Source organism: Aedoeadaptatus coli, assembly GCF_900343085.1.
In the GTDB taxonomy this organism is placed as follows: domain Bacteria; phylum Bacillota; class Clostridia; order Tissierellales; family Peptoniphilaceae; genus Aedoeadaptatus; species Aedoeadaptatus coli.
On record NZ_OPYI01000016.1, the window covers coordinates 12696 to 29071 of the forward strand.

Here is a 16376-nt window from a genome sequence, read left to right on the forward strand (position 1 = left end):
CGAGGTATGGAGTTGTCCATACAAGATAGGAGGTCTTTATGAAAAAGATTCTGAACGTCTTGTTGCTCGCGTCTTTGCTCTTCTTAACCGCCTGCGGTGGAGGAGATAAAGTCGCCACGAATGAAAACAATCAGGCTGCGGCCAATGCAAACGCCGTGGCGGAAACGAAGGACGCTTATTATCCGGTGACCATCGAGACGGTGGACGCCCAAGGCAATCCCGTCGAGGAAACCTTTGAAAAGGAACCGGAGCGCGTCGTGGCCGTGTATCAATCGGCCATTGAAAACATGCTGGCCCTCGGTCTCGAGGACAAAATGGTCCTCGCCGGCCAATTGGATATCGACGTCAAAGACGAATACAAAGATGCCTTCAGCAAGGTGGAATATGTAAAGGACGCGCCGTCGAAGGAAGCGGTGCTGGCCGCCAAGCCGGACTTCATTATTTCCTGGGCTTCTTACTTCGGGGACAAAACCCTGGGAGATGTAAAGGAATGGCAGGATAAGGGCGTGAACACCTTTATTTTGAAAAACAGCGGCGCCGTGAAGGTGGACAGCTTGGAAAATGAATACGACGATCTTCTTAATTTAGGTAAGATTTTTAATAAAGAAAAAGAAGCGGAAGCCATCGTGCAGTCCATGAAGGATCGCCTGGCCGAGACGGAAAAACTCCGGGAAGGCAAGGAGCCGGTGAAGGCGGCGATTTTGGAAATCGTTGACGACAATCTCTTCAGAAACTACGGCGCGAAAACCGTGGGCGGCGAAATTGCCGAAAAGGCCGGCGCAAAGCTGGTCATGGAAGAAGATCGCTTCGGCTCCGAAGCACTTCTTACGAAAGATCCCGACGTGATTTTCATCGTCTACTTCGGCGAAAACAAGGTCGAGGATCAGGAATTGGAACGCTTTAAATCCATGCCCGCATTAAAGGGCCTTTCCGCCATTAAAAACGACCGGGTCTATCCCATTAGCTTATCGGAAGTTTACGCCTCCGGCGTGCGCACCGCCGACGGCATCGAAACCATGATTAAGGGCCTTTATCCCGAATCATGAAGCGCTCGGTGATTTTCGCGGGGCTTCTTCTTCTATTCATCGCATCGGTGATCGGCGGATTGTATCTGGGCTATGCGGATTTGAGCCTCGGGGAGATTCTCCACGCCTTGTCCCGCGGCCTTTCAGGCACGGGCGGCGACGATGTGGCCTATGCCATCGTTATGGACATTCGCCTGCCCCGCGTGCTCCTCGCCATCTTGACCGGCGTGGCCCTCGCCGTCTCCGGCCTTGTGATGCAGGCGGTGGTGGCAAATCCCATCGCCGATCCCTACATTTTGGGCATCTCCTCCGGGGCATCTTTAGGCGCCACCTTGGCCATCGTTACAGGCCTTATGAGCGCCTTGGGCAATGTGGCCGTGGGCCTTAGCGCCTTTCTCTTCGCCCTCTTAACTTCCATGGGGGTGATGATTCTCTCCACGATCGGCGGCCGCGCCACCTCGGAGCGGCTCATTCTCTCGGGCCTGGCCCTTTCCGCCGCCACATCCAGCGTCGCCACCCTTTTGGTCTACACGGCGAAAAACCGCGACGCCATTCGGGAAGTGAATTTCTGGCTTATGGGCTCCCTGTCCGGGGCGAAGATGAGCCAAATCCTCTTTATCGGGCCGGTGATCCTCGCCCTCTGCATTTTTCTCGCCATCCAAAGCCGTAATTTAAATCTGTTGCTTTTAGGCGACGAGGTGGCCTACACCCTGGGCAAGGATCTCGCCAAGCTTCGGAGCGCCTACATCGTAGTGGTGTCCCTTCTCGTGGGCCTCGTGGTCTACACTTCGGGCACCATCGGCTTCGTGGGCCTCATCGTGCCCCACATGGCCCGCTTTCTCTTGGGCACCAATCACCGCCATCTCATTCCCGGCGTGATTCTTCTGGGGGCGAGCCTGCTCCTCTGGGCGGACGTGGCGGCGAGAAACGCCCTGCCCGCCGGGGAACTGCCCACCGGCGTCGTGGTGTCCGTGGTGGGGGCACCACTATTCGTCTATTTAATCGTAAAAAACGCGCGGGAGGTGCAGATGTGATTCGCATAGAACACCTTTCGGTCGCCTACGGAAAAAAACAGGTGCTTCGGGACTTTTCCCTTACCATCGGCGACAAAGAGCTGGTGGCCTTAATCGGGCCCAACGGTTCCGGCAAGAGCAGTCTTTTAAAAGCCGTGGCCCGGATTTTGCCTTACGAGGGAAAAATTTTTCTCGACGACATCGAAGCTCGGGATATGAGCCGAAAAGATTACGCCAAGCGCCTGGCCGTCGTGGGTCAGTTTAACGACATGGCCTTCGACATGACGGTGATAGACATGGTGCTTATGGGCCGCACGCCCTACAAGGGCCTTTTGGAAAGGGACACGGAGGAAGACCGCGCCATGGCCATGGATGCCCTCGCCGCCGTGGGCATGGAAAGCTACGCCGCCCGCTCCCTTCGCGCCCTCTCCGGGGGAGAAAGGCAGCGTGCCGTGCTGGCCCGGGCCCTGGTGCAAGAGACCGACCACCTGCTTCTCGACGAAGCCACCAATCATTTGGACATTTACTATCAGCTGAAGCTGCTCTCCATGGTGCAGGACAGAAAGCACACCGTGGTGGCGGCGTTGCACGACATGAATCTGGCCCTGGCCTACGGGGACCGCATCGTGGCGTTAAAAGAAGGAAAGCTGCTCTTCGACGAAGCCCCGGAAGACGTGACCACGGCCATGATCGAGTCCCTTTATTCCACGCCCTGCAGCTTGCATGAGGCGGAGGGCCGGCCGGTGGTGGTGTTTAAAAAGCCCTGATGAAACATGAAAACGCGGAGCGATCCGCGTTTTTTTCATGATAAAAAACAGGAAATCGCGCCCTTCGCCGCCGCCTGCCCTTCGTTTACAAGGCCCGGGGCAAGCTATATAATAGGTCTGTTATAGAGAGGTGTATGAAAGGAGATACAGTTGCGAAAACAAGTAGAAGAATTACTTTCCCTGATGCGGGAGAGAGACATAGATTTGTACGTCGTGCCCTCGGAAGATTTTCACCAAAGTGAATACGTGGGCGAATACTTTAAGGCCCGGGCCTATGTGTCGGGCTTTACGGGAAGCGCCGGCACCTTGGTAGCCACGGCGGACGAGGTCTGCCTCTGGACCGACGGCCGCTACTTCCTCCAAGGCGAGGCACAATTAAAGAGCACGGGCATTCGTCTTATGAAGATGGGCGAGCCCAAGGTCCCCACGATAAAAGAATACATTGAAGACAAATTGCCGGTCGGGGGCACCCTGGGCTTCGACGGGCGTACGGTATCCGTGGCCGACGGCGCCGATTACGAGGCCATTTGCGAAAAGAAATGCGCCTCCATTACCTACAACATGGATCTCGTGGGCGAAATTTGGCCCCATCGCCCGGCTCTTTCGGAAAAGCCCGCCTTTAAATTGGACGAATCCATTACCGGGGAGAGCGCGGCATCGAAGCTTTCCCGCATTCGCGACGCCATGAAGAAAAAAGGCGCAGATACCCACATCGTCGCCTCTTTAGACGACGTGTGCTGGACGCTGAATCTCAGGGGCGACGACATTATGTACTCGCCGATTCTTCTCTGCTACGCCGTGATTACCATGGACGAGATGGTGCTCTATATAGACGAGAACAAGCTGAGCGACGAAATCAAGGCCGAATTGAAGGAACTGAATGTGCGCCTTCGGCCTTACAACACCATTTACGAGGACGTGAAGGCATTGTCGGGAAAGACCGTTCTTCTCGATCCCACAAAGATGAACTACGCCCTTTACGAAAGCATTCCCGGGGACAACACCTTGGTGGAAGGGGCCAATCCCTCCATCCTTATGAAGTCCGTGAAAAACCCCGTGGAAGTAAAGAACATGGCCATCGCCCACGTGAAAGACGGCGTCGCCTGGGTGAAATTCATGTATTGGCTGAAACACGCCATCGGCAAGGAAGAAATCACCGAAATCGGCGCCTCGGATAAATTGGAATCCTTCCGCAAGGCGCAGGAAGGCTATATGTGGCCCTCCTTCGCACCCATCAGCGGCTACGGCAAACACGCCGCCATCGTCCACTACGCCGCCGATGAAGAGAGCGACATTCCCCTCGAGCCCAAGGGTCTCTACCTCTCCGACACGGGGAGCAATTTCGCCGAAGGCTCCACGGATATTACCCGCACCATCGCCTTAGGCGAATTGACGGAAGAAGAAGTGTACCACTTTACCCTGGTCTTAAAGAGCCATTTGGATCTGGCCATGGCAAAATTCCCCTACGGCACCTGTGGCTACGGACTGGATTACGCGGCGAGAAAGCCCTTCTGGGACGCCCATCTGAACTTCAATCACGGCACGGGCCACGGCATCGGCCAGCTCTTAAACGTGCACGAAGGACCGGCGGGCATTCGCCATCGGGTGAATGTGGCGAAGAACGAACACCACCAAATCGAGCCCGGCATGATTATTACCGACGAGCCCGGCCTCTACATCGCCGGCAAACACGGCATTCGCACGGAAAACTGTTTGGTGGTCAAAGAAGACGGCGAAAACGAACACGGCAAATGGCTCTGTTTCGAATCCATTACCTTGGTGCCCTACGATCTGGACGCCGTGGACTTCTCCCTATTGGATGAAAAAGAAATCGCCTACCTGAACGCCTACAATCGCCGCGTTTACGACACCATTTCCCCCCACTTAACGAGCGAGGAGGCTCAATGGCTGAAAAAATACACGAGAGAAATTTAAGAGGCGAGAAAAACACCATGGGCGGGGGTTTTTACCTGGCCTCCGCCACCCTCGCCGTGGAGCGCTTCGCCTTTTACGCCGTGAAGTGGCTCATGACCATTATGGTGGCCGCCGCCGTGGCGAAAGGGGGCCTGGGCATGGGCAAGGCCGACGCGGCGAAAGTCAGCGCCAATTTAGTGGCCATGACCTACATTACGCCCCTCTTCGGCTCCGTCCTCTCCGATCGCTTCATCGGCGCGCGGTATTTGATTCCCGTGGGCATGGCGACCATGGGAGCGGGCTATTTTCTCGGCTACAAGGCCGATTCCATGGCCGTGATCAACGCCATGATCCTCGTGGTGTCTTTGGGAAACGGCCTCTTTAAATCCCAAATCCACGCCGTCACCGGCCGGCTTTTCAAAGACCAAAAGCTTCTCGACAAGGCCTTTTCCACCCAATACGCCATCGCCAACATCGGCTCCTTTTTAGGCACGGCCATCATCGGCGTCTTGGTCATGGGCCGGGGCTACGCCTTCGGCTTTTTGGTCTGCGCCCTGGTCTTGTTTGCGGCGGCCATAATCTTTATCCTCGGGGGAAACTTCCTCGGGGACACGGGAAAGGAGCCCTTTAAATACGACGAGAAGAAAGAAAAAGAAGAGAAAGTCAAGCGGCCCCTCACGCCGGCGGAAAAGAAGCGGGTGGGGGCCATCGTCCTCGTCTCATTCTTCTCCATTCTGTTTCGGGTATTTTGGCACCTGGCCTATTTGCCCGTGTACTTCCACTGGGCCGGGGAGAATCCCGCCGCCAATTGGATGGTGGGAAGCTTCACCGTCCCCTCCTCCTGGTTCGACGCCCTGAACTCCCTGTGCTGCATTATTATGGGGCCGGCTCTCGGCATGTACTGGGCGAAGCGGGCGCGGAGCGAAAAAGGCGACTTTAACATGTTTCAAAAAACCGCCTTCGGCCTGCTGCTTCTGGGCGCAGCCTACACAATCTTCGCCGTGGCCGACGTGGCACGAGGAGAAAGCCAAGCAGGTCTCGCGTGGATCGTGGCCTTCGGGATTATTTTGTCCCTCGGCGAAATGGTCTTCGCGCCCTTGGGCAATGCCTTTATCTCAAAATACGCCCCGGCCCACCTCCTCTCCACCTTGATGAGCGTGTGGGTCTTCGCCATCTTTATCTCCGCGAAAACCTACGGCTACCTCTACGCATTTACTTTGCAATTTCCCTTCGCAAAAACCTACTTCATTATCGCCGCCATCATCACCTTCGGCGGCATCCTCCTCGCGGCCTTTAGCCCGAAACTGAACCGATTGGTGGAGGATGAGAATGAGTCAAACTGAAAGGAGCCATCCATGAATCAAGAACGAATCGACCGAATCGTACAGGGCATGAACGAACGGGGCATGGACCACCTGCTTATTTCCGATCCCGTGGCCATTTTCTATCTCCTCGGGCGGAAGATCGCTCCCGGCGAGCGCATGCTCGTCCTCTACCTCCACGCAAAAGGTGGGGCGAAGCTCGTGATCAACGAGCTCTTTCCCCAAGAGGGAGATGTAGGCGCAGATTTAATTTGGTACAACGATGTGGACGACGGCGTGAAGATTCTTGCCGATATTATGGAAGAGGGCGATACCATCGGCATCGACAAAAACTGGCCCGCCCACTTCCTCTTGCGTCTGCAGGAAATTTTTCCCGAGAAGCGCTACCTGAACGGTTCCGTCCTCGTCGACGACGTGCGCCGCATTAAAGACGAGGAAGAACAGGAGATCATGCGTGAATCCTCGAAAATTTGCGACGAGGTCATGGAAGCGCTGATTCCCTGGGTGGTAAAGGGTCTTACGGAAAAAGAGCTGGACGCCAAAGTGCGTGAGCTTTTCGCCGAGCGAGGCGTAGTGGAGCTTTCCTTCGATCCCATTACGGCTTACGGGCGGGGCGGCGCCGATCCCCACCACGCCACCGACGATTCCAAAGGCAAGCGGGGCGACTCCGTGGTCCTGGACATCGGCGGCATGTATAAAAACTACGCCAGCGATATGACCCGCACGGTCTTTATCGGCGAGGTCTCCGAGAAGGCGAGGGAAGTCTACGAAATCGTGAAGGAAGCCAATATGCGTGGCATCGCCGCCGCCAAGCCCGGTAACCGCATGTGCGACGTGGACAGAGCTTGCCGCGACTACATCGAATCCAAAGGCTACGGCGCGTACTTCACCCACCGCACCGGCCACTCCATCGGCCTGGAAGATCACGAAGTGGGGGACGTGTCCTCGGCCAACGACGCCGTGATTCAGCCGGGACAGGTCTTTTCCGTGGAACCGGGGATCTATCTTCTCGATGAAGGCATCGGCGTGCGCATCGAAGATTTGGTCCTCATTACCGAAGAGGGCTGCGAGGTGTTAAATCAAGTGACGAAGGATCTCATCGTCGTAGAGGAGGAAGAACATGGTCGCCATTAAAGAAGGGCGCATGGCCTTTAAAGGCTTCGAAACCTATTACCGCATCGCCCACCCCGAGGGGAAAAAAGCGCCCCTCCTCCTCCTTCACGGCGGACCGGGAAGCACCCACAATTACTTCGAAGGCTTCGACAAGCTCGCCGAGGCGCTGGATCGGCCCATCATTATGTACGATCAAATCGGCTGCGGCGAATCCGCCACCCCGGGCCACACCGAGCTCTACAATGCCGAGGTGTGGATGGAGGAGCTGGAGGCCATCAGGGATCATTTGGATCTTGCGAAGGTGCATATTCTCGGTCAATCCTGGGGCGGGATGCTCGCCATTTCCTACATGATGGAGCGGGATCCGAGAGGCGTCCTCTCCCTGATTTTGGCCTCCACCCTCCACTCCGCCGCCCTGTGGCGAGAAGAGCAGTGGCGGAGAATCGACCGCGTCATGACCGAAAAAGAGCGGGCGGCATTTCGTCGGGCTGAAGCATCGGACAAATACGACGATCCCGATTATCTGAAGGCCTTGGACCGCTTTATGGATCTGTACTGCGGTCCCACGGTGGATGAGAACAGCCCCGAATATTTGAAGCGCAAAAAGAAAAACGCCGGGGAAGTCTACATCACCGCCTGGGGCGCCAACGAATTCGGCCCCACGGGCACCTTGGCCGACTACGACTACCGGGGGCAATTGGGAAAAATCACCGTGCCCACCCTGGTGACCAGCGGCCAAATGGATCTGTGCAGCCCCTACATCGCCAAGAGCATGGCCGATGAGCTGCCGAATTCCCGCTGGGAACTCTTCCGCGACTCCCGCCACATGGCCTTTGTGGAAGAGGAGGAACGCTACTTCAAGGTCTTGAAAGACTGGCTAAAGGATTTCGAATAAAAATTATGTGCGAGGCGCCGTGGGGTGCCTCGTTTTTGTATCCTTAGGACCTTCCTGTTATAATGGGCGCGAAAGGGGGTGCGCCGTGGGAGATATGATCGAATTGCCGCGGGTGAAAGAATTAAAAGCGTCCATCGAAAGATTGAGGCAATCCGTGGCCGAAGCCATTTGCACAAAAGAATACCTCGTCCACGTGAAGGGGCGAGCCATAGAGATGAACTATTGCCTGGCTTTTTACGATCAGGAAATCGCCATCCTCGAAGCCCGCTGCCGCGCCCTCGTCCTCGCCCGGGAAAGAGAGAGGCTCCTGGCGGGCCATACCCCGGCGGGAAAGATCGCCGAAGCCCAAATGGACGAAGTCTTGGCCCGATGGGAAGGAGAGCTGGCCCGAAAAAAGAGCCTGCTGGCCGAGGCCCGGGCGTGGAAGCCCCGGCCCGCGGCGAAGGATGAAGAATTATGCGCCCTTATGATTTCGCTGATAAAGGCCCTGCATCCCGATCTGAATTCGGCATCCGGTGACGAGACGCTCATGGAAAAAGCCATGGCGGCCTTTCGGGCGGGGGATGAAAAGGCCCTGAGGCATATGGCGGTCGAGATCTGCCGTGAAGAAAAAGCCCTTCCGTCCACGGGGCTTTTGGAAGAGGAGAAACGATTAAATCATCTACTTCACGGGTATACAAAAAAAGTCGCCGCCATAAGAGAGCGGCCGCCCTTTGCCGGGGCCTTTGATGCCGAGGGGCGAGATTCCCGCCGAAACGAACTCATAAAAGAGCGGCGGCGGGCGGAAAAAGCGTGGGACAAGGAAGAGGCCGCCTACATGGCTCTTCTCTGCGGAAAGGGAAGAGAAAAAGAATAGAAAGCGAAACGTCACCATGAGTGGCGTTTTTTGTTGAGATAAGCAGAGATAAGCAGAAATAGGCAGAATGACAGAACTTTTATTTACTTCTTGCAGAGAGAAGAAATGATTTTGACAACGATTCTGCTTCAGGATACAATTGAGCATGTATAAGCAATACAAGTGTGGTAGTCTATATGAGGAAAAGGAATAGATAAATCGAAAGGGAGGAATGTAATTTTGGTAAACAACAAAACAAATCGGGAGGTCCCGGACCGCGTGGCTCTGCCCTTGTCCAACGAGAGTGTCAAGAAAAAGAGAAATCACTTGCTGAAATCCATGGTCGGCGCATCGGTGATCGCCACCGGCCTCGTTATGATGCCCCAAGCGACATTCGCCCAAGGCACGGAACAACCGCCGGCCATCGTGCAGAGAGAAGCTGTAGCCGCGCCCTCCGCAAGCGCAACGGAAGCGAGCACCGCAAGCGCGTCGGAAACGACCTCTGCAAGCGCGTCGGAAACGAGCTCTGCAAGCGCATCGGAGGTTTCTTCTTCGAGCACAACGGAAGCGACGTCTGCAAGCACAACGGAGGCTTCTTCGAGCGCACCGGAAGCGAGCACCGCAAGCACATCGGAGGCTTCTTCGAATGCATCGGAAGCCCCTGCAACGGAAAAGGCCGCCGATGCCGGGGCACAAACTACGGCTACCGGCGAAAAGAAAGATGAGGCTGCAGAGGCCGCAGTCGACAACAGCGCAAGTGTATCGGACGCTGCACCGGAAGCACAAGTTGCAAAAGCACCGGAGGCTGCACCGGCCGAGACCGCTACTACGCCGAAAGAAGGCTTAGAAATCGGCAAAGAACAACCTCCGGAAGCTCAAAAAGTTCCGGGAGAAGTTACTGAGCCGAATTATGCCGAGGATGAAAAGATCATTAAAGACTATGACGGCAATAACCGTTATAAGGAAACGGATCTCCAACCGGGAGATACCAATCAGACTTTAGATAAAACTGATGAAAAGGCAGAAAAAGACGGCTTTAAATTTGAACTTAAAAACCCGGGAGCAGATTCTCCCAGCAAGACTGAATATGGTTACGAAATTACCATCGACAAGAAAACCGGCCAAAGAACCTATACCAAGGTTACTGTAACTGATTCCGGTCTTATTCCTGTAAATCCCGGAGATAAGCCAATGATAAATCAGGGAGATAAGTTAACTGCTGAATCTCCTGATGTAACCTACAAACCAGAAGAAGATACAGAGATAACAAAAAGTGGGCGACAATTAAACTTAAACTATGTAGCTAGTGAAGAAACCTTAAAGCATATAAATAACAAGGATAATGACTCCACTTCCTTTGGTTTTAAGGATAAGTATACTCAAGATAATCCTAATAATAAGTTTTTCAGAGGTAACTTTGGTATAACCTACAAGGTTAACCCATGGCCAAATGAAAATGATGCGCTTGAAGAACTTAAGCTTAATAAAAATAACTACAACTCAAATGCTAAATACTTTGTCCAAGGTCAAGACATCGACACGGGGATCAAGGTAGATAATATTGACGACAGCGCTAAAGAAAGACTCGTAGGTCAAGTTTACAATCCGATTACAGGCGGCATCGTGCCCGGAGCCGGCGCCTATATAGGAGATAATGGCAATATCTTCATCAAAATGCCGGATGGGGCTATTAACAAAGATGGCACTATCAACAAAGACTCTATCTTCTATAAGGACTCTAACTACAAGGGCATCCAAAACCTGGACGTCAAATTTTTTGCCCGTCCGAGAACCAAGGCTGAATTTGAAAATGTAGCTAATATGGGTGGAGAATGGGACAAAGGTACCTATGTGGAAACAGGGGCAGGATCTGCAACCATCAGTCACAAGGGAAATGATGTCACAATCGACAAGCAAGGCATCGACCGCTACGACCACTACAACCTCATCGGCGACTTTAAGCTGAACCTCGACGACACCCGTTACTACGACCAATCTTTCATTGACGGAAATAATGAAGATACTTCCAAGAACACTTCATCAGGAGTTAAGCCCGGTAAGCCCTTCGAAGTAAAAATCTATGAACCGAAAGACAGCCTCAGCCCTTATATCAAATCCGCCGACGACATGAATAAGGCCAATAAAAATGGTGAGGCTTCCGGACAGGTCATCTTAGACTTTATTAACAAGGCAAATGAAGGCAAGGAAGACAAGGATCAATGGAAGGTCACCTTAACCGACGGAGATATCGGTAGATTTACCATCACGCCGCCGAAATCCGCCAAGGCCGGGGACTTTGTAGCCGTGCCGGTAGAATACACCTACACCAACGGATCCAAGGACACTCACTGGTTCCACTTCGTCGTCCAAGAGTCGGACAACAACAGACCGGAATACTTCGCAAAAATTGGTTTCAAGGGGGATACATTAACAAGTACTCCGACGATTCCGGATGACGAAGCCAGCCAAAAGAAGAACCAACCAAAGACCTATGAACTTATCCCGGGAACTTACAAGGACAGTGCAGGAAATGTTTGGGACAATATTACGGTAGATAAGGACACGGGCGTAGTTACCGCAGTCGTCCCTGAAAGTGCCGACATCAAAGGCGGAGAAAATCTTTACGTCGACGTCAAGGTCAATTACAAGGACGAATTCGGCATCGAGAAAGAAGAAACCGTAAAAGCGCAGTTTATCGCCCGTCCGAAATACAAACAAGAGGTCACGAAAGAATTTACGAGCAAGGTTCCCTTCGAGACCAAGGTTATCTATGATGAGAACTTGGAGGCCGGTAAGGTCGTAAAAACGGAAGGCGTCGTCGGCGAAACGAAGACTACCTTCAAGCAAGTCGTAATCAACGGCGAAAAGGGAATTATTGACGAAAAGGGCAACTTCGTAGCAGGTAAAGAATCCGCTGAAGTGACTACCGTAACGGAAAAACAAGACGCCGTGATAAGAATCGGCACCAAGCCGGCGGAAACCACCGTCGATATCCCGAGAGGCCTGGAATACGAACTGGACTACACGAGAAAAGACGGGGATCCGGAAGTAGTTGAAGAAGGAAACGACGGCCTTGTAACCATTACGACGACCAGAGATCCTGAAACAGGCGAAATCAAAGTCACGAAGACTGTAACGACAGAAGCCAAAAACAAGAAGATCAAGATTCCGGCAAAAACAGAAGGCACCGTTGTCGATACAGACGAGATTCCCTTTGGCTACACCGTGGAATTCGATCCAGACTTCTACAAGAACTATCCCGACGCAAAAGACAATTACAAGGTCGTCACCGAAGGAAAAGTCGGTACCAATAAAAAGACGTGGACCATCGTGAACTCTCAAATCGTGGGAGATTACGCACTTGAAAAAACCGAGCCGATCAATGCGGTGATCAAAGTCGGCCAAAAAGACTACACCGGAACGGTGACCAACACCGTAACGAAAGAAGTGCCCTACACCGTAAAAGTCGTTCAAAACCCGAACCTGGATGCAGGCAAAACCAATGTGAAGCAAGAGGGCAAGGCCGGATCCAGAACCTATGAATACAGCGGCGACATCGTCAACGGAAAATTAAAAGACGGTACCAACTTTACTGAAAAAGAACTCACCGACAAGTATGTGGAACCGACGGAACACATCATCGAAATCGGCACAAAGCCCGTTGAAAATGAAAAATCAGTTGAAAGCATCGTCGGCGTCGATGTTGAATGGGAATTTGATCCTAACAAAGACATCGGCGTTATCGAAGTCGGCGACCTGATCCCCGGTAAGGTAACTACTAAAACCGTCAACAAATACAATCCTGAAACAGGCGAAATTGAAACCACCCAAGAGACAGTTGTAGAAAAAGGCAAGAGAAAAGTTGTCGCCGGCACAAGGGCCTATAATGGAGAATTTGAAGAAGTAAACAAGGATGTAATTCCTTATGAAACAGAAATTGTCTTTGACAATACCCTTAAGGCCGGTGAAAAAGTAGTTAATCAAGCCGGAGAAAATGGTTTAAAAACCACGACAACTTTGCATAAGATAGTAAACGGCAAAGTTGTAGAAAGTGGCGACCCGGTTACAGAAGTAAATAAAAAAGCCGTAAAACAAATCATCAGAGTCGGTACCATGACCAATGGTGACCACACCTACACTGAAAAGATTCCATTCGACTATGAGATCACTTATGATCCAAACTTAAAGGCCGGGGAATATGTGGTTGATGTTAGAGGTGAGGAAGGGTCTAAAACAACCAAATGGACCATCGAAAACTCTAAGGTTGTTGAAGGCTCTGCAAGTGTAATTGATCAGAAACAACCGACCAAAGCCAAAATACGGGTTGGAAACAAGGACTTCACAGGCGAAGTAAAACACACCGAACACTTCGAAATTCCCTTTGAAGTGGAAGTCAGATACAACAATGAGCTTCCTGCGGGAACGAGCAATGAAATCCAAAAGGGTGTCAAGGGCTCCTACGATGTAGAGTACAAACAAGACTTTAAGAACGGCGAACTTGTTGGTGAAATGACGAAGACGGAATCCAATAAAAAAGATTCTGTAAAACACATTATCGAAATCGGAACCAAGGTCGAAACACCGGAAAACAACTACTCTAAAAATGTCGAAGTCGAAATCGAATACGTTTACGACAATACCAAGGACAAGGACCTCGTCGAAACCGGCGAGCTGACCCCCGGCAAAGTGGAAACCAAGGTCGTCGACAAGTACAATCCGGAAACCGGCAAGGTGGAACAAACCACTGAAGAAGTAGTAACCAAGGCGAAGCAAAAAGTCATCGTCGGTACCAAAGACTTTACGGGAACTTACGAATACAAGAAGACCTGCCCCATTCCCTTTGAAGTGGAAGTGATCGAAGACGATACCTTGTCCAAAGGCGAAAAGGTCGTGGACCAAGAAGGTAAGGCCGGGTCCAAGACCACGAGCTATGAACAAGACATCAAAAATGGCGAGGCAGTCGGTGAAGCCAGGAAGACCGGTGAAGAGGTAACCGAACAGCCGACGAAGCACATTGTTCGCGTAGGCACCAAATCACTTACGGGAACTAACGAAAAAGTTGTCGATAAAGCCATTCCCTACGAAACAAAAGTCATCTACGACGAAAACCTGGACGCAGGGACGCGTGTCGTGGATAACGAAGGCAAGGACGGCAAGGAAAGAGTGACCACGACCATCACCTCGAAAGATGGCGATATTCAGGTTGATTCTGCAGGGAAAGTAATTGAAGAAAAAGAAGACAGGGTCGTCCGAGTCGGCATCAAACCTGTGACGAAGGTAGAAGAAATTCCCCACGACACAACTTACACCCACAATCCGGAACTTAAGGCCGGAGACGTGAAGAAGATTTCTGACGGCACGCCGGGCAAGGTCACGATCACCACGACCTTTAACAAGGAAACGGGCGAACTGGAGACCAAGGTCGAACGAACGGAACCGACCAATGCGAAGTATGAATACGGCTCGAAGACGGAAGGTGAGTTTAAGTACAAGTCTGAAATCCCGTTTGAAGTAGAGATTATTAAAGATAATAAACTTGATGCGGGAACCTATGAGATTGTTCAGGAAGGCGAAGTCGGTCAAAAAGAAACGACTGTCGTCATCGAAAATAGTAAAGAGGTCGAAGGCAAGACTACTGAAAACATCATTAAGAAACCTGTCAAAAAAATTGTCCGAGTCGGTACGAAACCGACAGAAAACATGTGTCCGGTTCCGGGGCTGAATCCGGGCAACCCGAGCAATCCCGGTGGAGACAATCCGAATAACCCGGTGAATCCGAACCCGAGCACGCCGAACAATCCGGTGAATCCGAACCCGAGCACGCCGAACAATCCGGTAAATCCGGATCCGAGTACGCCGAATAATCCGGTGAATCCGAATCCGAGTACGCCGAACAATCCGGTAAATCCGAATCCGAGTACGCCGAATAATCCGGTGAATCCGAATCCGAGCACGCCGAGTAATCCGGCAAACCCGAATCCGAGTACGCCGAACAATCCGGCGAACCCGAACCCGAGTACGCCGAACAATCCGGTAAATCCGAATCCGAGCACGTCGAACAATCCGGCAAACTCCAATCCGAGCACCTCGGATACGCGGGAAAATTCGAATCCGAGTTGGAACAATGCCGTCGGCGGTATGAAAGCATCCCCCGCAGTCAGCGGAAGGGCAAAGGACGACGGGAAAGCGCCGCAAACCTTCGATCCCGGCATCGCCGCCCCCACGGGACTGGCCGCATTGGCATCGGGCCTCCTCGTCGGTTTGGAACGCTTAAAGAGAAGAAAAAGAGACTAATCAAATAGACCGAATTTAAAAAACGCCATAAATGCACTGACCCCCAAAAGTCGGACCGAGAAATCCGACCTTTGGGGGTCTTTTAATGGCAAAAAACAGTTATGAATTGAAGAAGAAAATCGTCGAGGAATGCTTGAACGGAAAGACAAATCATCAAATCTCAGCAACATAATGCTTACTCGAGAAGTCCGACTTTATGGGGGTGCTCTAAATGATCATGGTTATTTAGTGCCCGGTTTTTTCTATCGCCCTTATCTTCGACCGCTACTCCTCGGGGGAGGGAAAAAGGCGATGTTAAACAAAAAAGACAAACCCAGGTTATTCGAGATTTGTCTTCGATCTGATTTCTTCTATTTATAGATGTCTTTTCTGTGCCCGACATTCAGTGCAAAAATAATGAGTGCGCCGTCGTCGATTTTGCACAGCAGCCGATAATTTCCGACGCGATACCGCCAAATATCCGCCATATTGCCGGTTAAAGCCTTGCCGATGCGCCGCGGGTCGTCACAATCCATTAAATTCTTCTCAATCCAATCTTTAAGCATCATCTGAACCGGCCGGTCGAGCTTTTTAAAGGCCTTATCGAATCCCTTGTCCGTCCTTAACGTATAGGTCATAAGTCGAGCTCTTGAAACAACGCGTCGATGGGCCGCGTTGTTACGTCGCCCTTTGCATCTCTATCGAGAAAATCTTCCGCAATTTTCAAATCAAATTCATCTTCAAGGCGCTCTTCCATGAGCTTTTTAAACAAAGTAGACAAAGGCATGCCCATGATCGTGGCGTAAGCGGAAAAGGCCTTTTCCTCTTCCTCATTCAGGCGTACAGATACAGTTTTCATACTCCTCACCTCTGAATACATTGTAACACATGAACGGAGCAGCGGCCAATACACTTTTTTTGAGTGATTTTATTAAGGCAAAAATATTGTTTCGAAAACGAAGTTGCTGCGCCCGACTCACATTCTTCTTTCCGCGACACAGCCCAACAGGAATCAAATGCCGTCAGGCATTTGCACTGCTAAAAGGCGTTTGTGGGTGGATGGGGATGGGGCCCCGGGGAAGGGGCAGAGGGTGGAATGGCAACACTTTTTTGGACACTTTTCTTAAGGTGTCAACTGTAAACTGCCTTTGTCTTCCGCTGCTTTCTTTGCCCTGTATGCGAGCGGGGTCATGTTTTCAAGGCTTGTGTGCACGCGGTC

11 protein-coding genes are annotated in these 16376 nt (G+C 52.0%); 9 read left to right on the forward strand and 2 right to left on the reverse strand.

Annotation, left to right across the window (positions count from 1 at the left end; all coding sequences use genetic code 11):
• The first annotated feature begins 38 nt into the window (after positions 1-38).
• The 9 genes from DG046_RS08420 to DG046_RS08460 all read left to right on the forward strand — a co-directional run bounded on the left by DG046_RS08420 (position 39) and on the right by DG046_RS08460 (position 15178).
• Positions 39-1046: an ABC transporter substrate-binding protein gene (locus tag DG046_RS08420; RefSeq protein ID WP_108832069.1), complete on the forward strand. Its 1008-nt coding sequence runs from the start codon at positions 39-41 to the stop codon at positions 1044-1046.
• Complete coding sequence (locus tag DG046_RS08425) at positions 1043-2059, forward strand: FecCD family ABC transporter permease (RefSeq protein WP_108832070.1); 1017 nt, start codon at positions 1043-1045, stop codon at positions 2057-2059. The genes DG046_RS08420 and DG046_RS08425 overlap by 4 nt, the downstream gene beginning before the upstream one ends.
• Positions 2056-2805, forward strand: coding sequence for an ABC transporter ATP-binding protein (locus DG046_RS08430; protein ID WP_159082111.1), 750 nt, complete (start codon positions 2056-2058; stop codon positions 2803-2805). The genes DG046_RS08425 and DG046_RS08430 overlap by 4 nt, the downstream gene beginning before the upstream one ends.
• Positions 2806-2955: 150 nt before the next feature.
• Positions 2956-4740 (forward strand): aminopeptidase P family protein, encoded by a 1785-nt coding sequence (locus DG046_RS08435; RefSeq protein WP_199909607.1) that lies wholly within the window; start codon positions 2956-2958, stop codon positions 4738-4740.
• Complete coding sequence (locus DG046_RS08440) at positions 4710-6062, forward strand: peptide MFS transporter (RefSeq protein WP_199909608.1); 1353 nt, start codon at positions 4710-4712, stop codon at positions 6060-6062. Before DG046_RS08435 ends, DG046_RS08440 begins: the two co-directional genes overlap by 31 nt.
• Positions 6063-6074: 12 nt before the next feature.
• Positions 6075-7175 (forward strand): M24 family metallopeptidase, encoded by a 1101-nt coding sequence (locus tag DG046_RS08445; protein WP_108832073.1) that lies wholly within the window; start codon positions 6075-6077, stop codon positions 7173-7175.
• Positions 7162-8049 carry a proline iminopeptidase gene (pepI, locus tag DG046_RS08450; protein ID WP_108832074.1) on the forward strand — a complete coding sequence of 296 codons (888 nt, stop codon included), beginning with the start codon at positions 7162-7164 and terminating at the stop codon, positions 8047-8049. The genes DG046_RS08445 and pepI overlap by 14 nt, the downstream gene beginning before the upstream one ends.
• A gap of 85 nt (positions 8050-8134) precedes the next feature.
• Positions 8135-8905, forward strand: a complete 771-nt coding sequence (locus DG046_RS08455; protein ID WP_108832075.1) for a hypothetical protein — start codon at positions 8135-8137, stop codon at positions 8903-8905.
• A 219-nt stretch (positions 8906-9124) separates the two neighbouring features.
• Complete coding sequence (locus DG046_RS08460) at positions 9125-15178, forward strand: G5 domain-containing protein (RefSeq protein WP_108832076.1); 6054 nt, start codon at positions 9125-9127, stop codon at positions 15176-15178.
• Positions 15179-15528: 350 nt separating this feature from the next.
• Here the strand turns inward: DG046_RS08460 and DG046_RS08465 are convergent, their stop codons facing one another.
• The gene (locus tag DG046_RS08465; protein WP_108832077.1) at positions 15529-15795 is read right to left on the reverse strand and encodes a type II toxin-antitoxin system RelE family toxin; all 267 of its coding nucleotides are present in this window, start codon (positions 15793-15795) and stop codon (positions 15529-15531) included.
• Positions 15792-16016, reverse strand: coding sequence for a type II toxin-antitoxin system RelB family antitoxin (relB, locus tag DG046_RS08470; RefSeq protein ID WP_108832078.1), 225 nt, complete (start codon positions 16014-16016; stop codon positions 15792-15794). The genes DG046_RS08465 and relB overlap by 4 nt, the downstream gene beginning before the upstream one ends.
• Positions 16017-16376: the final 360 nt, after the last annotated feature.